15 protein-coding genes and 1 tRNA gene are annotated in these 15,976 nt (G+C 50.1%); 12 read left to right on the top strand and 4 right to left on the bottom strand.

Annotated elements, in window-relative coordinates:
- The first annotated feature begins 52 nt into the window (after positions 1–52).
- Positions 53–778: a YebC/PmpR family DNA-binding transcriptional regulator gene (locus tag GJV52_RS01880; RefSeq protein ID WP_095502841.1), complete on the top strand. Its 726-nt coding sequence runs from the start codon at positions 53–55 to the stop codon at positions 776–778.
- A gap of 103 nt (positions 779–881) precedes the next feature.
- Here the strand turns inward: GJV52_RS01880 and GJV52_RS01875 are convergent, their stop codons facing one another.
- Positions 882–1,379, bottom strand: a complete 498-nt coding sequence (locus GJV52_RS01875) for a disulfide bond formation protein B (RefSeq protein WP_100564260.1) — start codon at positions 1,377–1,379, stop codon at positions 882–884.
- 285 nt (positions 1,380–1,664) lie between these two features.
- On the bottom strand, positions 1,665–3,710 hold the full coding sequence (locus GJV52_RS01870; RefSeq protein ID WP_229439498.1) for an AsmA family protein: 2,046 nt from the start codon (positions 3,708–3,710) through the stop codon (positions 1,665–1,667).
- A 225-nt stretch (positions 3,711–3,935) separates the two neighbouring features.
- Here GJV52_RS01870 and GJV52_RS01865 point away from each other — a divergent pair, with 225 nt between their 5' ends.
- Complete coding sequence (locus tag GJV52_RS01865) at positions 3,936–4,808, top strand: chorismate mutase (RefSeq protein WP_100564254.1); 873 nt, start codon at positions 3,936–3,938, stop codon at positions 4,806–4,808.
- Between the two features lie 161 nt (positions 4,809–4,969).
- Positions 4,970–5,647 (top strand): IS1595-like element ISNme3 family transposase, encoded by a 678-nt coding sequence (locus GJV52_RS01860; protein ID WP_095503842.1) that lies wholly within the window; start codon positions 4,970–4,972, stop codon positions 5,645–5,647.
- A gap of 75 nt (positions 5,648–5,722) precedes the next feature.
- Here the strand turns inward: GJV52_RS01860 and GJV52_RS01855 are convergent, their stop codons facing one another.
- On the bottom strand, positions 5,723–6,565 hold the full coding sequence (locus GJV52_RS01855) for a c-type cytochrome (RefSeq protein ID WP_095503529.1): 843 nt from the start codon (positions 6,563–6,565) through the stop codon (positions 5,723–5,725).
- A 285-nt stretch (positions 6,566–6,850) separates the two neighbouring features.
- On the opposite strand from GJV52_RS01855, the gene GJV52_RS01850 reads away from it, so the two are divergent.
- Positions 6,851–6,926: transfer RNA gene (locus GJV52_RS01850), tRNA-Arg, on the top strand.
- 78 nt (positions 6,927–7,004) lie between these two features.
- Here the strand turns inward: GJV52_RS01850 and GJV52_RS01845 are convergent.
- Entirely contained in the window at positions 7,005–8,198 is a 1,194-nt protein-coding gene (locus GJV52_RS01845) for an amino acid aminotransferase (protein WP_095503530.1), read from the bottom strand.
- Between the two features lie 175 nt (positions 8,199–8,373).
- Between GJV52_RS01845 and folP the strand changes: the two genes are divergently transcribed.
- The 8 genes from folP to prfA all read left to right on the top strand — a co-directional run bounded on the left by folP (position 8,374) and on the right by prfA (position 15,893).
- Complete coding sequence (gene folP, locus GJV52_RS01840; protein ID WP_100564177.1) at positions 8,374–9,219, top strand: dihydropteroate synthase; 846 nt, start codon at positions 8,374–8,376, stop codon at positions 9,217–9,219.
- 152 nt (positions 9,220–9,371) lie between these two features.
- Positions 9,372–10,712 carry a phosphoglucosamine mutase gene (glmM, locus tag GJV52_RS01835; RefSeq protein WP_100564175.1) on the top strand — a complete coding sequence of 447 codons (1,341 nt, stop codon included), beginning with the start codon at positions 9,372–9,374 and terminating at the stop codon, positions 10,710–10,712.
- Between the two features lie 224 nt (positions 10,713–10,936).
- Positions 10,937–11,626, top strand: coding sequence for a DedA family protein (locus GJV52_RS01830; protein WP_095503533.1), 690 nt, complete (start codon positions 10,937–10,939; stop codon positions 11,624–11,626).
- 162 nt (positions 11,627–11,788) lie between these two features.
- A complete protein-coding gene (locus tag GJV52_RS01825) occupies positions 11,789–12,088 on the top strand; it encodes an EF-hand domain-containing protein (protein WP_100564173.1) in 300 nt (99 codons plus the stop codon).
- A 212-nt stretch (positions 12,089–12,300) separates the two neighbouring features.
- Entirely contained in the window at positions 12,301–13,299 is a 999-nt protein-coding gene (locus GJV52_RS01820) for an asparaginase (RefSeq protein ID WP_100564171.1), read from the top strand.
- A 40-nt stretch (positions 13,300–13,339) separates the two neighbouring features.
- Positions 13,340–14,137 (top strand): TatD family hydrolase, encoded by a 798-nt coding sequence (locus GJV52_RS01815; protein WP_100564169.1) that lies wholly within the window; start codon positions 13,340–13,342, stop codon positions 14,135–14,137.
- A 51-nt stretch (positions 14,138–14,188) separates the two neighbouring features.
- Complete coding sequence (locus GJV52_RS01810) at positions 14,189–14,734, top strand: hypothetical protein (RefSeq protein ID WP_095503537.1); 546 nt, start codon at positions 14,189–14,191, stop codon at positions 14,732–14,734.
- A gap of 82 nt (positions 14,735–14,816) precedes the next feature.
- The gene (gene prfA, locus GJV52_RS01805) at positions 14,817–15,893 is read left to right on the top strand and encodes a peptide chain release factor 1 (RefSeq protein ID WP_095503538.1); all 1,077 of its coding nucleotides are present in this window, start codon (positions 14,817–14,819) and stop codon (positions 15,891–15,893) included.
- The last annotated feature ends 83 nt before the right edge of the window (positions 15,894–15,976 follow it).

Here is a 15,976-nt window from a genome sequence, read left to right as displayed (position 1 = left end):
TCCATGCTTACTTTAATCGGTTATCAAACGCAAAAAATCGAAAGGAATCCACATGGCAGGCCATAGTAAGTGGGCGAATATCCAGCACAAAAAAGCGCGTGTTGATGCGCAGCGCGGCAAAATTTTTACCAAATTGATTAAAGAAATCACCGTTGCGGCCAAATTGGGCGGCGGTGATCCGGCAGCCAATCCGCGCTTGCGTTTGGCCATGGACAAAGCATGGGATGCCAACATGCCGAAAGACAATGTGCAACGCGCGATTGACAAAGGTACCGGCAATTTGGAAGGCGTGGAATACATCGAATTGCGCTACGAAGGCTACGGCATCGGCGGCGCGGCTTTGATGGTTGACTGCATGACCGATAACAAAACCCGCACCGTGGCCGATGTGCGCCATGCGTTCACCAAAAACGGCGGCAATCTGGGCACCGACGGCTGCGTGGCGTTTAACTTTGAGCACCAAGGCTATTTGGTTTTTGCCGATGCCGACGAAGATGCTTTGATGGAAGCCGCTTTGGAAGCGGGTGCGGAAGACGTGATTGTCGATGAAGAAGGCATGATTGAAGTCATTACCGCGCCAAACGACTGGGCGGGCGTGAAAGCCGCATTGGAAGAAGCCGGCTTCACGCCAGTAGATGGTGACGTCACTATGCGTGCGCAAAATGAAACTGTGTTGACCGGCGAAGATGCTGTGAAAATGCAAAAGCTGCTCGACGCGCTGGAAAGCTTGGACGACGTGCAAAACGTTTACACTTCAGCCGTATTGGATTTGGAATAAATTCTGTTGGGCAGTAAGCATGAGAAAAAAAGCAGACTGAAATCAGTCTGCTTTTTTATTGGATAGGCCGTCTGAAAAAATTTCAGACGGCCTTGAATTTATCTCAAACACGTGTTTGACGGGTTTTAAACCACATGCCCCATACCAACACGACCACAAAGCCAAAATACAAAACGCTCCACACTGGTAAGGCAACGCCGAAAACGTAATCCGGTTCGGCACAATTGCCAAAACCGCGAATAATTGGCTCATACCAGTCAAACAGCGGCCAATCACGCAGGCGGAAAGTCCATGGTGCGCCGCAGGCAGGGGCGGTGCCGGCGGGTAGGCTTTGAATCCAGATTTGGTAAATGGCCACGCCCATGCCGTAAAGTGCCGGAATGCTGACTAAAAATGCGCTGACAGTGCGGGCGGTGGTGGATAGCTGGCGGTTGAACGTGGTAAGCAAAGCAACCAGGCCGACGGCCAACACCATCAAACGCTGCACAATACACAGCACGCAAGGATTCATGCCGACGATGTATTGTAAAATAAACGAACCACACGCAGCGGCGGCGGAAAGGGCGACAATACCCCATAAGGTTGAGCGGAATAAGTTCATCATCCTAAAGCCGTTTCAGACGGCCTATTTAATAGTTAATATATTTTTGATTATAACGCTTTGGCTGTGTTGGTGGAATCGAATGTCAAAATAATGAGGCCGTCTGAACGTAAAAAATGGCTTTCAGACGGCTTGAGACCTTTGTAAAATCCCCAGATTTGAGTGCAGTTCGAAGTTAGGGCGGCGCAGAAAGTGCAGACATCAATAGGATAGGCAAGATTTTGAGCAGCGCATAACGAAGAAGTGTGCCAAAGATGGGGATTTTGCAAAGGTCTCAGTCTATCTTTATTTTCGTCTTGGAATCAACCAATTCCATTGCTCGCGGAATGTCTCTTCTAAGGCTTTTTGTTTTTCTTGCGGGGTACTTAAACCATCCGTCAATTGTCCGTAATCCAAGGTAATCGAAGGATTGTGCACCGAGCCTTTGATTTTCAACGGCACGGGGCGTGAATCGGGATTACGGGCATTGTAAATGAGTAGCTCTTCTGATAATTCCTGTTTTTCCAAATTGGTGAAACCGCTGCTGATGACGCGCACGCTGTCAGACAATAATTCGGTGTTGACATGGTGGCTGACGCCTTTTTCAATCACGCTGTGCAGCGAAAAGCGGTGAAACGGCGTTTGCAGGTTATTTTCCGTGTCTTTTTTAATATTGCCGCTTTGCAAGATGTTGTTCATGTCGATACCGTGCCACGCGCCGTCTGAAACATTCAGACTGAGCGTGCCGTCTAAAAGCTGTAACAAACTGCGGCGGTCTTGGCCTTTGGAGGTCAGGTCAATCACTGCATCGCCGGTGCCGCTGAAGCTGTGAAAACCAAATAAATCTTGCAGTAATGGGCGGATTTGCACGCCTTGCGCGTTTTGCTGTAAGTGGTAAGAAATCGGCGTGGTGTTGGCCATGCTGATGCCGCCTTCGGTTTGGCCGCCGTATAAACCGGCTTTGAAATTGGTGAAGGCGATGTGCTGGCGGTTGGCCGAAATCAATGTTTCAACATTTTCCAACTGCAAACCGGGAAAATTCATGCTGTCGATTTTAACCTGCGCTTCGATGTCGGGCAGACTGTCGTCGTTGAGAAATTCGGGGTAAATATTGCCGGATTGTGCTTCTAAATCTTCCCAGTAGGGCGCAAGAGAGAGTTTTTGCAAGGCGAGGCCGGCTTCAAGCAGTGGCACTTCACCGGCTTCATTGCTGTATTTTAAGCTGAGGGCAGCCGGTTGGCGGTCGAAATAGCCATTGAATTTGCCTTGCCAATGCCTGAAATCGGTCAGGCTGAAGCTGCCGTCGAGCAAGCTGATGTAGCGTGGACGGGGCGAGCGGTTAACCGTATCCTGCATGGTGGTAATGTGGATGGCATCGGATTTTAAACCGTCGGTTTTTTGCCAAACCAAAGGGCCGGAAACGGAAAGATTGGTTTGCCATTGTGCGGTGCGGTGATTGGCGTTGAGCTTAAAGCCCTCCAGTGAAGCCTCGCCGTTGAGTAGGTTGCCTTTATCTAATTTCAACGAGCCGCTCCATTGGCTGGCTTCGCTGCCGGCGGTGAATGCACTGTTGAATGTGTCCACAAACACATGATCGGTATTGAAAGTCAGGCGCGGTACTTGCGCGGTCAGGTGAAAATCTTGGTAAGAGCTGTCGGCACGTAGAGCAAGATTATTTGCCTGCAAAGAGCTTTGTTTGGGCTGCCACGCAAGTGCGCTGTCGGCAATGATTTTGATGGTTTCATCGTTCAGACGGCCTTCTGCGCTTAAATGAAATTTAGGGATTTTCCAGCCGTTGGTTGCGGTTTCCAGTAAACCCGAGCCTTTCCAAGAAACTGGAATTTTGCTGTGATTGAAATTGCCGCTAACGCTGAATTCGCGCGTGCCTGAATCGGGGGCTTTGGCATTTAAGCCAAATTGTTCGATCAGGTATTCACCGTTAATCAGGCGCAAGCGTAAGGTGCTGTTTTCAATAATCAGGCGGTTAAGATTGACGTTGCGGCTTTGTTGTTGCCAAATGTCTTGCAAGCTCCATTTGCCGTCTTGCGTGCGCTGCAAGGTGGCATCGGCACCGGAAACCACCCATTTTTCAATCACAGGGCTATCCGCCCACAAGCTTTGCCAAGCCAAACCAATCTTCATTTCTTTGATGTGAATGGCGGCATCGGTGGTGTGCGGTCGGCTGATGATGAGGTTTTTTAGGGTAATCGTTGGGCGTGGAAACAGATTGCGCGTGATGCTTTTATCGAAGCGGATGCTGCGTTCGGTTTGTCCTAAGCTTTCTTGGGCAAATTGATGAATGCGCTCGGCGCTGAGAAAATGGTAAACCGATGCATACAGGCTGACAAACATCAAAAACGATGCCAGCAGACCGAAAAAAATGATTTTCAGCCAGAATTTTCCTGAGTTAAGCAAGCGGTTTAGCATAAAAAGGGGAAACAGACAATTAGGTATGCAGTATAACACAAGGGCGATGCGGTTAACGTAAAGCGATATGATGAACGGTAGGAGAATTTAGCCAATTAGGCCGTCTGAAAAATATGTTAATATCGGATTCTCAATATCAGGGAGCGCAAAATGATTATTGTGATGCAGAAACAGGCTTCGGCCGAAGCGGTAACGCGTGTAATTGAATGCATCCGCAGCCGCGGTTTGCAGGAGCATGTTTCCCAAGGTGAAGAGCGGACTATTATCGGTGCAGTCGGCGATGAACGCGTGTTTCATCCGAATGAATTGGAGCGTCTGCCGGAAGTAGAGCGGGCGATTCGGGTATTGAATGATTGGAAAATCATCAGCCGGGAGGCGCAGCCGCAAGACAGCCGAATTACCGTTCGCGGCGTGGTGTTCGGCGGTGAGAAAATGCTGGATATTGCCGTCGGCTTTAAATCAGATGCCGATGCGGTGTTTATCGATCCGTTTTTTATGTCGGCCAGACCGTATGCCGATGTGGACAACAGCAGCGAAAAAGCGCAAATCATTGCTATGCAGCAGGAAATTGAGCGTATTCACGAAGCGGGCAAACCGGTATTGGTGCGGATTCGTGATGTGCGCCAAATTGAATCGGCTTTGGCAGCGCAAGCGGATATTTTGTATTTGGGCGGCGAATTGATGAGCAACCGTGCTTTGCAGGATGAAGTAGGCCGTCTGAACACGCCGGTGGTGTTGTGCAAAGACAAGCATCACCGTGTCGATGATTGGCTGGTTGCTGCCGAACACATCGCCTTACGTGGCAACCACCATATTATCTTGGGCGAAGCGGGTACGTTGAGCTTCGAGCCGGAACACACCTACCGCTTGGATGTTGACGCGATTGTGCGCGTGCGTAAAGTCACCCATCTTCCGGTGATTGCCAATATTACCGGCTTGTGGCACAGCGATATGCCGCAAGAAGTGTTATACCGATTATCGGTGGCATCGGGGGCAAATGGGGTAGTGAGTAGCTTAGACTGATTTTCTATATGGATAAAAATTAAGGCCGTCTGAAAAATATGTTTTCAGACGACCTTTTGTGATGTTTAAAGTAGAATTTTTTGATTGGAATGAATTGAAATGTTGCAATAAAAAAGGGGCTTAGGAAGCAAAATCATCAAAAAACCTGATAAGCTCCTAATATGAAACTAAAAAATAAGTATCAAAAGTTCAGCAAAATTTCAGAGCAAAAGTTTAGAGAAATAATCCGCTGTTTCGCTCTTGATTTGACCGCTTCCGATACTGCTAAAATGACCGGCATTAGTGTACGCAGTATCAATCCTATTTTCCTGAAAATCAGACACAGGATTGCTGCTCTGTGCGAACAAAGCTCACCACTGTCCGGTGTGGTCGAATTAGATGAATCTTACTTTGGTGCGCGACGTATCAGGGGTAAGCGCGGTCGCGGAGCGTCAGGTAAAACCATCGTATTTGGCATACTGAAACGCAATGGCGTGGTCTATACGGAAATCGTTCCCGACGCTTCGAAAGCCTCACTAATCAAGGTCATACGTGGTCACATATCTGCTGACAGTGAAATCAATACTGACGGCTGGAAAGCATATGACGGTCTTGTCGATATGGGCTATGAGAAGCATTACCGTGTCCATCATGGTTCCAATGAGTTTGCTCGAGGAAAGCAACATATCAATGGTATTGAATCTTTTTGGAGTTATGCTAAGGGGCGTTTGGCTAAATTTCATGGTATTTCCAAAGAGATGTTTTATCTGCATCTCAAAGAAACGGAGTTTAGGTTTAACCACCGGCATGAAGATTTAGGTAAAATATTAATGAAGATGCTTCGAAATAACCCAATTTAATATTTTTGCTTCCTAAGCCCCTAAAAAAATGCACCGTATTAACGGTGCATTTTTTATATTTAAATCGCAGCAGGATTATTTAATCATGTAATCTACAGCAGCTTTGATTTCGTCGTCGGTCAATGAAGGATTGCCGCCTTTAGCAGGCATCATACCTTTCTTGCCGGTAAAGCCTTCGATTGAGTGTTTGTACAAAGTGTCTTTACCTTGAGCCAAGCGTTCTTTCCAATCGGCAGCATCGCCAACTTTAGGAGCACCGGCTACACCTGAAGCGTGACAGGCCATGCACAAACCGTCGTAAACTGCTTTACCGTCAACACCGGCAGCGGCTGGTGCAGCAGCTTCAGCGGCAGGGGCGGCTTCTGCAGGTGCTGCAGCGGCTTCGCCTTCAGCAGGAGCGGCATCTGAAGCAGCAGCTTCGGCAGGAGTAGCTGCGCCTTCATCAGGGTTAGGGAAAGAACCGCCTGATTTGTTGGCCATAAATACAATCACGCGTTTCAATTCTTGATCGGTCAAGTCAGCCGCGCCACCTTTGGCAGGCATGGCGTTGAAACCGTTAAGCGCGTGGTTGAACAGGGTGTCGAAACCTTGTGCAATGCGTGGCGCCCATTCGGCGTTGTTTTCCAGTTTTGGCGAATTTGGCACGTTGCTGTCAGACGCGTGACATTGGATACAGATTTTATTGAAGATAGCTTCGCCTTGGCGTTCGCCTACCGGAATACCGTCGCCCAACACAATTTGGCCGGTCGGCTGAATACGGGTTTGGGTGGCTGATTCGGTGGTTTGGTCGACATCGCTGAATGACGCGCTGCCGGCCAGCTTGATGAAGAAGAATACGGTCGCGAGCAAAATAACGATACCGCTCACAAGGGTGAACAATGCTGAGCCTTGGGCTTTGCTGTTACTGAGTTGTTTCATTTGGTAGGCCTCGCCGTTAGGTTAGGTTGTGCTATAAGGTTATATTTGGTTTGTTAAACGGAATTAACAATATTTTGCTGGATTATACTGAATTAACAGGTGCTTTCCAATCTATCTGCTCGAAATTCTGCAAAAAACTTTAAAAATAAAAATTTTGCATGAGTTAAGGGTTTGTAATATATAAATATTCTTAAGATTGGATTTTGTTGCCGTGTGTAGCCTTTCATTCACTTGGCACATTAATTTTGCCAAACACCCGAATTTAAGCTAATCTTACGTTTTTCTGTACCCGTAGCTCAGTTGGAAGAGCATCAGTTTCCGAAGCTGAAGGTCGCTGGTTCGATCCCAGTCGGGTGCGCCAAAAAGCTTATTATGTAAGAGGCCGTCTGAAAAGAGAAGTTTTTTCAGACGGCCTTTTGATTTACTTCAAATTATCGTCTTATTTCAAGACTTCGGCAAAGGCGTCGGCCACATATTCGACGTTGCTCGGATTCAATCCCGCCACGCACATGCGGCCGGAAACCAAGAGATACACGCCGAATTCTTCGCGCAAACGGATTACCTGTGCTTCGGTCAAGCCGGTGTAGCTGAACATGCCGCGCTGCTTGATGAAGTAGCTGAAATCTTTATCCGGAATTTTCGCGCTCAATACTTCATATAAACGCTGACGCATGGCACGGATGCGGTCGCGCATGCCATACACTTCGCTTTGCCACAGCGCAAACGATTCCGGCGTGTTCATTACATCAGCGGCGATATAGGCACCGTGGGCGGCAGGGCTGGAATAAATGCGGCGCACGGTGAATTTCAGTTGGCCGAACACCAGTTCTGCTTCTTCCTGCGTCGGGCAAACCACGCTCAGGCCGCCAACGCGTTCGCCGTAAAGTGATAAGTTTTTCGAAAACGAGTTGCTCACAAATAGCGGCAAGCCCATGTCGGCGGCTTTGCGGATGGCGTAGGCATCGCTGTCCAAATCTTCGCCGAAGCCTTGATAGGCAATGTCCATAAACGCAATCAAACCGCGCGCCTGAATCACCTCCAACACTTTATCCCATTGCGCTTCGGTCATGTCCACGCCGGTCGGGTTTTGGCAGCACGGATGCAGAATCAGCACGCTGTTTGGTGGCAGCGTTTCAAAAAACGCCACCATTTCATCGAATTTTACGCCGATGGTGGCCGGGTCGTAATACGGATAAGTGCCGACTTCAAAGCCAGCGCCTTCAAAAATGCTTTTGTGGTTTTCCCAGGTCGGGTCGCTGACATAGGCTTTGGCATCGGGAAACCAGCGGTGGATAAAATCGGCGCCGATTTTCAATGCGCCCGAGCCGCCCAAGGTTTGGATGGTGGCGATGCGTTTTTCTTTCATGGCAGCATGGCCTTTGCCGAACAACAAATGCTGTACCGCCTCACGATACGCGCCCAAGCCTTCCATCGGCAGGTAAGGGCTGGTGCGCGGTTCGGCCGCACGTTTCACTTCCGCCTGACGCACCGATTGCAACACCGGCATTTTGCCTTCATCGTCAAAATAAATGCCGATGCCTAAATTGACTTTTCCCGGACGGGCATCGTTGTTATACACTTCGACCAAGCTTAGAATCGGGTCGCCGGGGTAGAATTCGACATGCTGGTACATGATGTTTCCTTTGAATCTCTCAAAAATAGGGCGGATAAGTTTTGATGAATGGGATTTTGGCATAAACCAAGATTGTTGACAATTCTATTATCGGGCCATCTGAATATTTAACGCTTTCAGACGGCCTGTTATAATGTCGCGTTTATGTGTAGCCGTTTGAGAGAAGGAAAGATTTATGACGCAAACCATCTGGCAGGCAGGGCGTTTTAAGATTGATTTGGTCGCGCCGAAAATCATGGGGATTGTGAACCTCACGCCGGATTCGTTTTCAGACGGCGGCACTTATTCGCAAAATGTTCAGACGGCCTTACGGCACGCCGAGCAGTTGTTGAAAGACGGGGCGGATATTCTCGATATCGGCGGCGAATCTGCACGGCCGGGTTCGGATTCTGTGTCGCCCGAAGAAGAATGGCAACGCGTGCAGCCGGTGTTGGCGGAAATCGGCAAATGGAATGTGCCGGTGAGCTTGGACACGCGCCGCGCTGTGGTTATGCAGCAGGCATTAGCGCAAGGCGGTGTGGACATCATCAATGACGTGGCTGCGTTGACCGATGAAGGCGCGGTGGACGTGTTGGTGCGTTATCCCGACATCGGTATTTGCCTGATGCACATGCAGGGTTTGCCGAAAAACATGCAGGATAATCCGCAGTATCAAGATGTGGTCGGCGAAGTGGCGCGTTATTTAAATGAACGCGTGGCGGTGTGTGCCCAAGCCGGTATTGCTGCCGAACGCATCACGCTTGATCCGGGTTTTGGCTTCGGCAAAACGCTGCAACACAATATCGCTTTGATGCGCCATTTGCCCGAATTGATGCAGGCCACCGGTTTGCCGATGTTGATTGGCGTGTCGCGCAAAAGTATGATTCGTGAGTTGACCGGTGAAAACACGCCGTCTGAACGCGTTCACGGCAGCGTGGCAGCAGCATTAGCATCCGTGGCGCGCGGTGCGCAGATTATCCGCGTACATGATGTAAAGGCCACTTCGGATGCGCTGAAAGTGTGGCAGGTGTTGGGCGTTTAAGCGATGGATACATACCTTGATGCCGTCTGAAATACAAGTGTAATGAAACTATACCTTTCAGACGGCATCTAATCGCGTTAGGCAGATTTCGCCTGTTGCCCGGGCAATCTCTTTTATAATTTTTCCAATTTCAAACGAACGGAGCAATCTCCATGGCAAAAAAATATTTCGGTACCGACGGTGTGCGCGGTGAAGTGGGTCAATTTCAGATTACCCCTGAATTTGTGTTGAAACTGGGCTATGCCGCCGGTCAGGTGCTGGTGCAGCATGATGCCGAGCAAAAACCGACCGTGTTAATCGGCAAAGACACACGCATTTCCGGCTATATGCTGGAAGCCGCGCTGATTGCCGGTTTCACCGCAGCCGGTGTCAACGTGATTCAAACCGGCCCGCTGCCGACCCCAGGCGTGGCTTATCTGACCCGTGCTTTGCGTTTGTCGGCCGGTGTGATGATTTCCGCGTCACACAATGTCTATTCCGACAACGGTATCAAATTCTTTGCCGAAGGCGGCGTGAAGCTTTCTGATGAAATTGAGTTGGAGATCGAAGCTAAAATCGATCAGGAAATGAAAACCCTGCCGTCTGACAAACTCGGCCGTGCGTGTCGTATTAACGGCGCTGACGACCGCTACATCGAATTTTGTAAATCCACTTTCCCGGCCAACTTAGATTTGCGCGGTTTGAAATTGGTGGTTGATACCGCCAATGGTGCGGGCTACGATGTGGCGCCGAAAGTGTTCCACGAGTTGGGTGCCAAAGTGATTTCCATTGGTGCTGAGCCAAATGGTTACAACATCAACGAAAAATGCGGCGCTACCCATACCAAAACCCTGCAAGCGGCTGTGTTACAAAATGAAGCCGACTACGGCCTCGCTTTGGATGGTGACGGCGACCGCCTGATGATGGTCGATAAAAACGGCAAAGTGTACGATGGCGACAGCCTGATTTACGTTATCGCCAAAGCCCGTGCGCGCGAAGGCATCGAAATCGGCGGCGTGGTTGGCACCGCGATGACCAACATGGCGATGGAAATTGCCTTGAAAGAGCAGGGCGTGAACTTCTGCCGTGCTAAAGTCGGCGACCGTTATGTGTTGGAACAATTACACCAACGCGGCTGGTTGATCGGCGGCGAAGCCAGCGGCCATATTTTGTGCATGGACAAACACAACACCGGCGACGGCCTGATTTCAGCCTTGCAGGTATTGGCGGCATTGCGCATTTTGGGTCAGGACTTGGCCACTGTGTGCGCCGATTGGCAGCCATTCCCGCAAACCATGATTAACGTGCGCATCCAAAAAGGCCAAAACTGGCAGGAAGCGTCTAAAGACGTATTGGCTGAAGTGGAAAAAGAGCTGGAAGGTAAAGGCCGTGTGGTGTTACGCGCTTCCGGTACCGAGCCTGTGGTGCGTGTGATGGTGGAAGCCAAACAAGCCGACTGGGCGCAAAAAGGTGCCGAGCGCATCGCTGCAGCGATTCAGGGTGCGAAAAAATAATTCCATTGTAATCAATGGCGAAAGGCGGCTGAATCGAGCCGCCTTTTTTGTTGCGTTCGGTTAATTTAATGAATATTTGATGAAATCGGCTTGTTATGCTTTCAGACGGCCTTATCTATTGGTAGAATAGCAATATTCAACCGACGGTTATACCGCATTCAAATATCAGGCCGTCTGAAACGGTCTGCCAGAATAACTACTTCACTGATGAGAACCACCTGCCGATGTTTGCGTTTTTGGAAGCCTTTTTCGTTGAATACGGTTATGCCGCAGTCTTTTTAGTGCTGCTGGCATGCGGTTTTGGTGTGCCTATTCCTGAAGACGTAACCTTAGTTACCGGCGGCGTGATTTCCGGTTTGGGCTATACCAACGTGCACATCATGGTTGTGGTGGGTATGTTGGGCGTATTGGTGGGCGATGGTTGTATGTTTGCCGCCGGCCGCATTTGGGGACACAAAATCCTGCAATTCAAACCCATCGCCCGCGTGATGACACCGAAGCGCTATGCGCAAGTGCAGGAAAAATTCGATAAATACGGCAACTGGGTGTTGTTTGTCGCCCGTTTCTTACCGGGTTTGCGCACGCCGATTTACATCACCGCCGGCATCAGCCGCAAAGTTTCCTACATGCGCTTTTTGATGATGGATGGCTTGGCTGCTTTGATTTCCGTGCCGGTGTGGGTGTATTTGGGCGATTATGGTGCGAACAACATCGACTGGCTGATGGCAAAAGTGCACAGCTTCCAATCCGGTTTGTTTGTGGTGATTGGCATTGGCGCTGCCGTATTGTTATGGTTTTGGTGGCGCAAACGCCAGCGCATTCGTTTCTACCACGAAAAATTGGCAGAATTGCGCCGCAAACGCAAAGCTGCGGCGGCTGCGAAAGCCAATGCCAAGGCCAAAGCCGATATTTAAACCTTTCGGAAACTTTATTCATTAAAAAGCATCTGACGTTCAGATGCTTTTTTTACGGCCATACATCGGCATAATTTGCCACTGAAGGACATGGATTCATCAGCAAAATCGGTTGTGTCCTGATGGTGGATCACGAATAAAGAGAACAATGGGAGTAAGGTAATGAAATGGATATTAACGGCTTTGCTGTTGGGCGCAGCGTTACCCGCACAAGCATGCAAACCTGATTTGGCGGCAAAATTATTTATCGGCGCCAACGACAAAAACGGCGACGGTGTGTTGACGACAAGCGAATGGGCGAATGTCGACACGGCCGGTCTAATCTTGGATTTTGAAGCAGGCGATGCCGGCGCATTCAAACAGCTCGACCGCAACCGCAACGGTAAAATCGAAGTCGGCGAATTGATTCGCGCCATATGCTTGAAAACCAGTTCGTGTGAAGGCTGGCCTTGGCAAAAATAAGCAGATTTGAACTGCAATCATAAATATCGTTACAATAGGCCGTCTGAAAGCAGGATAAATCGCTTTCAGACGGCCTGAAACTTTTGCAAAACTTAATTTGAACTAAGAAAACTATGCCCGTCATTCCCGCGTAGGCGGGAATGACGGTTTAAAGATTCCTAAAAATTGACGAATTTTACAAAGGTTTCAGCCTTTATTTTCGAGTGAAACCCATGACACAAAAAATCTTCGTTCTCTACACCGGCGGCACCATCGGCATGCGCAGCAGCAGCGACGGTTTACGCCCTGATACCGATTTAGTCGGCAAAGCCCTGCAACCGTTTTCAGACGGCCTTCAATTTGATTGGCATGTGTGCGATCCTTTAATTGACTCATCGGCGGTGAATCTAACCCATTGGCGCGACTGGCTGGCATTGCTGGCTGAAAAAATTCCGCAATACGACGGCATACTGATATTGCATGGCACCGACACCATGGCCTACACCGCCAACCTGCTCGCGCTCGCCTTGCAAGGCTTAGACAAGCCGGTAATATTGACCGGCTCGCAATGGCCGTATGACGCACCCGAAAGCGATGCGCCGCTGAACTTGGCCACCGCTGTTGCCGCATTTGAATTGTCTTTACCGCAAGTGCTGATTGCGTTTAACGGCAAAGTGTTTCCTGCTGTCGGCAGCAGCAAAGTCAGCACCGAAACCGCCGCCGGATTCGACAATCCGCATTTTGGCGCGCTTGCACAATGGCAGCAATCGGACTGGCAATGGCTGGCAAGGCCGTCTGAACGCACCCAATCCGTTTCAGACGGCCTCAATATCCTATCGCTCGATACGCAAGCGAAAGTGGTTTGCCAAACCTTGATTCCCGGTTTCAGCGCGCAATATTGTTCAGATGGCCTGTTGCACACCGATGCGCAAGCGGTGGTTTTACAAAGCTTCGGCCACGGCAATGCGCCAAGCGATGCCACGTTTATCCAAGCGGTGCAAAGCTTTACCGAACGCGGCGGCTTGTTACTCAACATCAGCCAAGTCAAACAAGGATGCGCCGCTGCGGTGTACGCCCAAGGCAGCGCGTTGCGGCAAGCTGGTGTGGTGAATGGCGGTAAGTGCAATTTGGAAACCGCCACCGCGCTGTTGACCTTGGCAGTATCCAATCAATGGAACGCCGCAACCCTGCAAAAAACCTTACGCACACTCGGTTTGCCTGAGGCCGTCTGAAACGGCGTCCAATGCAGATATTTTTTCAGACGGCCTAATGATGAATTTTACCGACAGCCATTGCCACCTTGCCGGTCCCGCCTTGCGCGACCGTTTGCCCGACGTTTTGGCGCAAGCGGCCGAGCAGGGCGTAACGCGCTTTATCGTGCCTGCCACGCAGCGCAGCGATTGGGCGGACGTGGTGCAATTATTGGCGATGAACACGCCGTCTGAACAGCGTGTGCATATTGCTTTGGGCATTCATCCGTGGTTTGCCGAGAATGCCGAGCCGCAGGATTTTGCCGAACTTGAACGCTTATTGCAGCGCTATCCGCAAGCATGGGTGGGCGAAACCGGCTTGGATTTTCTGGTGAACAGGCCGTCTGAAACGCAAAAGCAGCAACAAATCGAAGCATTCTGCCGCCAGCTTGAATTGGCGCAAAAATGGCAAAGGCCGGTGATTGTACACAATGTCAAAGCCACCGCTGCGATTGCCGAGGTGGTGAAGCAGACCGGTTTTACCCAAGGCGGCATAGCGCACGCGTTTTCCGGCAGCGTGGAAGAGGCGCAAATTTTGCTGCGTTGTGGCTTTAAAATCGGCATCGGCTCGCTTTTGCTCAATCCCAACGCGAAAAAAGTGCGGCAAGTGGTGGCGAAACTGGCTTGGCAGGATATGGTATTGGAAACCGACAGCCCGTTTATGTTGCACAACCAAACCAACACGCCTGCCAATGTGCGGCGAATTGCGGAAATCGCGGCGCAATTAAGTGGAGTTGATTTAGCAGAAATCGCTTGTAAAACTGAAGAAAATATCTCAAAATTGCTCAAACAAACGGCTAAACCTGCCGACTTAACATAATCATGCTGTTTTACATTGCACCTTTCACGACACGCACGAGGATTTCCCATCATGAACGTTCCGGCCATCATCGCCGGCATTTTGGTGTTGGGCGGTTGCAGCGGATTTGTCAAACCGGATTATCGGATTGATTCGGCTGTGGTCGGCCAGCAGCATGCCATTCAGAATATTCAAGTCACCATCAAAGAGCAAAACAAAGCCCATGTTTACAACCATTGCGTGTGGTTGAGTGCGCAATGTTATGGCGAGCCTTATGAAGAAATGCGGCGCGAGTTGCAGAATGCCTTGGGCGATGCATTGGCGCTCAACAGCAAGTTGGTGAAAAAGCCGATGAATCTGACGGTAGATGTGTTGAAATTACAAGTAGAGCCCGGTTTGCGCAGTAAGGCGACGGCGAAAATGAGCTACCGCCTGACCGATATGCAAAGTGGCCGCGATAAATTCACCACCGAAATCGAAAGTGAAGGCAATGCGTTTCAGGTCGGCTTCAGCCACCACGAGAGCTTGGAGCAGAATCAGGCTTTAAACCAAGCCGTGCAAAACAATCTCAGCACTTTTGTACAGCAATTGCAGACACAGCGTATATTATCTTTTTGAATTTACGTTAAAACACTTTATAATAATGCCCATTCATGCCGTCTGAACCCGTGTTTCAGACGGCCTTTGTCTTGGAAAAAATATGAAACCGTCTATTTTAGAAAAATTACAACAACTTAGCGAACGTTTGGAAGAAGTTACCCATCTGCTCGGCCAGCCCGAAGCCACTGATGATATGGACAACTACCGCAAGCTCACGCGCGAACACGCCGAGCTGACGCCGGTGGTAGAAGTGTTCCAAAAATATCAGCAGGCGCAAAGCGATGTGGTGGAGGCGCAGGAAATGTTGGCCGATCCGGATATGAAAGAATTTGCCGCCGAAGAAATCGAAGCGGCCAATGCGCTGATTGAAGAATTGGATGTCGAGCTGCAAAAGCTGCTACTGCCTAAAGATGCCGATGACGACAAAAACATTTTCATCGAAGTGCGCGCCGGTACCGGTGGCGATGAAGCGGCTTTGTTTGCCGGCGATTTATTGCGCATGTACAGCCGCTACGCCGAGCGCAACCGCTGGCAGGTGGAAATCGTGTCGGCCAACGAAAGCGAGTTAGGCGGCTATAAAGAAGTGATTGCCCGTATTGTCGGCTTGGGCGCATACAGCCGTCTGAAATTTGAATCCGGCGGCCACCGTGTGCAGCGTGTTCCTGCCACCGAAAGCCAAGGCCGCATCCACACATCGGCGTGTACCGTGGCCGTGATGCCTGAAGCCGATGAGTTGGAAGACATCGAATTAAACGCCGCTGATTTGCGCATCGATACGTTCCGCGCATCAGGCGCAGGCGGTCAGCACATCAACAAAACCGATTCCGCCGTGCGCATTACCCACTTGCCGACCGGCATGGTGGTTGAATGCCAAGACGGCCGTAGCCAACACGCCAATAAAGCGCAGGCGATGAAAGTGTTGGCGGCGCGTTTGAACGATGCCCAAAAGCGCGAAGCCCAAGCCAAAGAAGCTGCCGAGCGCAAGAGCTTAATCGGCAGCGGCGACCGTAGCGAACGCATCCGCACCTACAACTACCCGCAAGGCCGCGTCACCGACCACCGCATCAACCTCACCCTTCACAAACTCGATTTCATCATGGATGGCGATTTGGAAGAATTGACCAATGCACTTATTGCCGAGCATCAAGCCGAGTTACTTGCGGCGATGGGCGATTGATGGTGATGAAAGCAACGAAATAAGCATCAAGGCCGTCTGAAAGTGTTACCCTTTCAGACGGCCTTGGTTTATTCATATCATTA

It is taken from the genome of Neisseria brasiliensis, assembly GCF_009671065.1.
Taxonomy (GTDB): Bacteria; Pseudomonadota; Gammaproteobacteria; order Burkholderiales; family Neisseriaceae; genus Neisseria; species Neisseria brasiliensis.
Note: the sequence above shows the minus strand (reverse complement) of the source record. Positions and strands in the feature narration are given on the sequence as shown.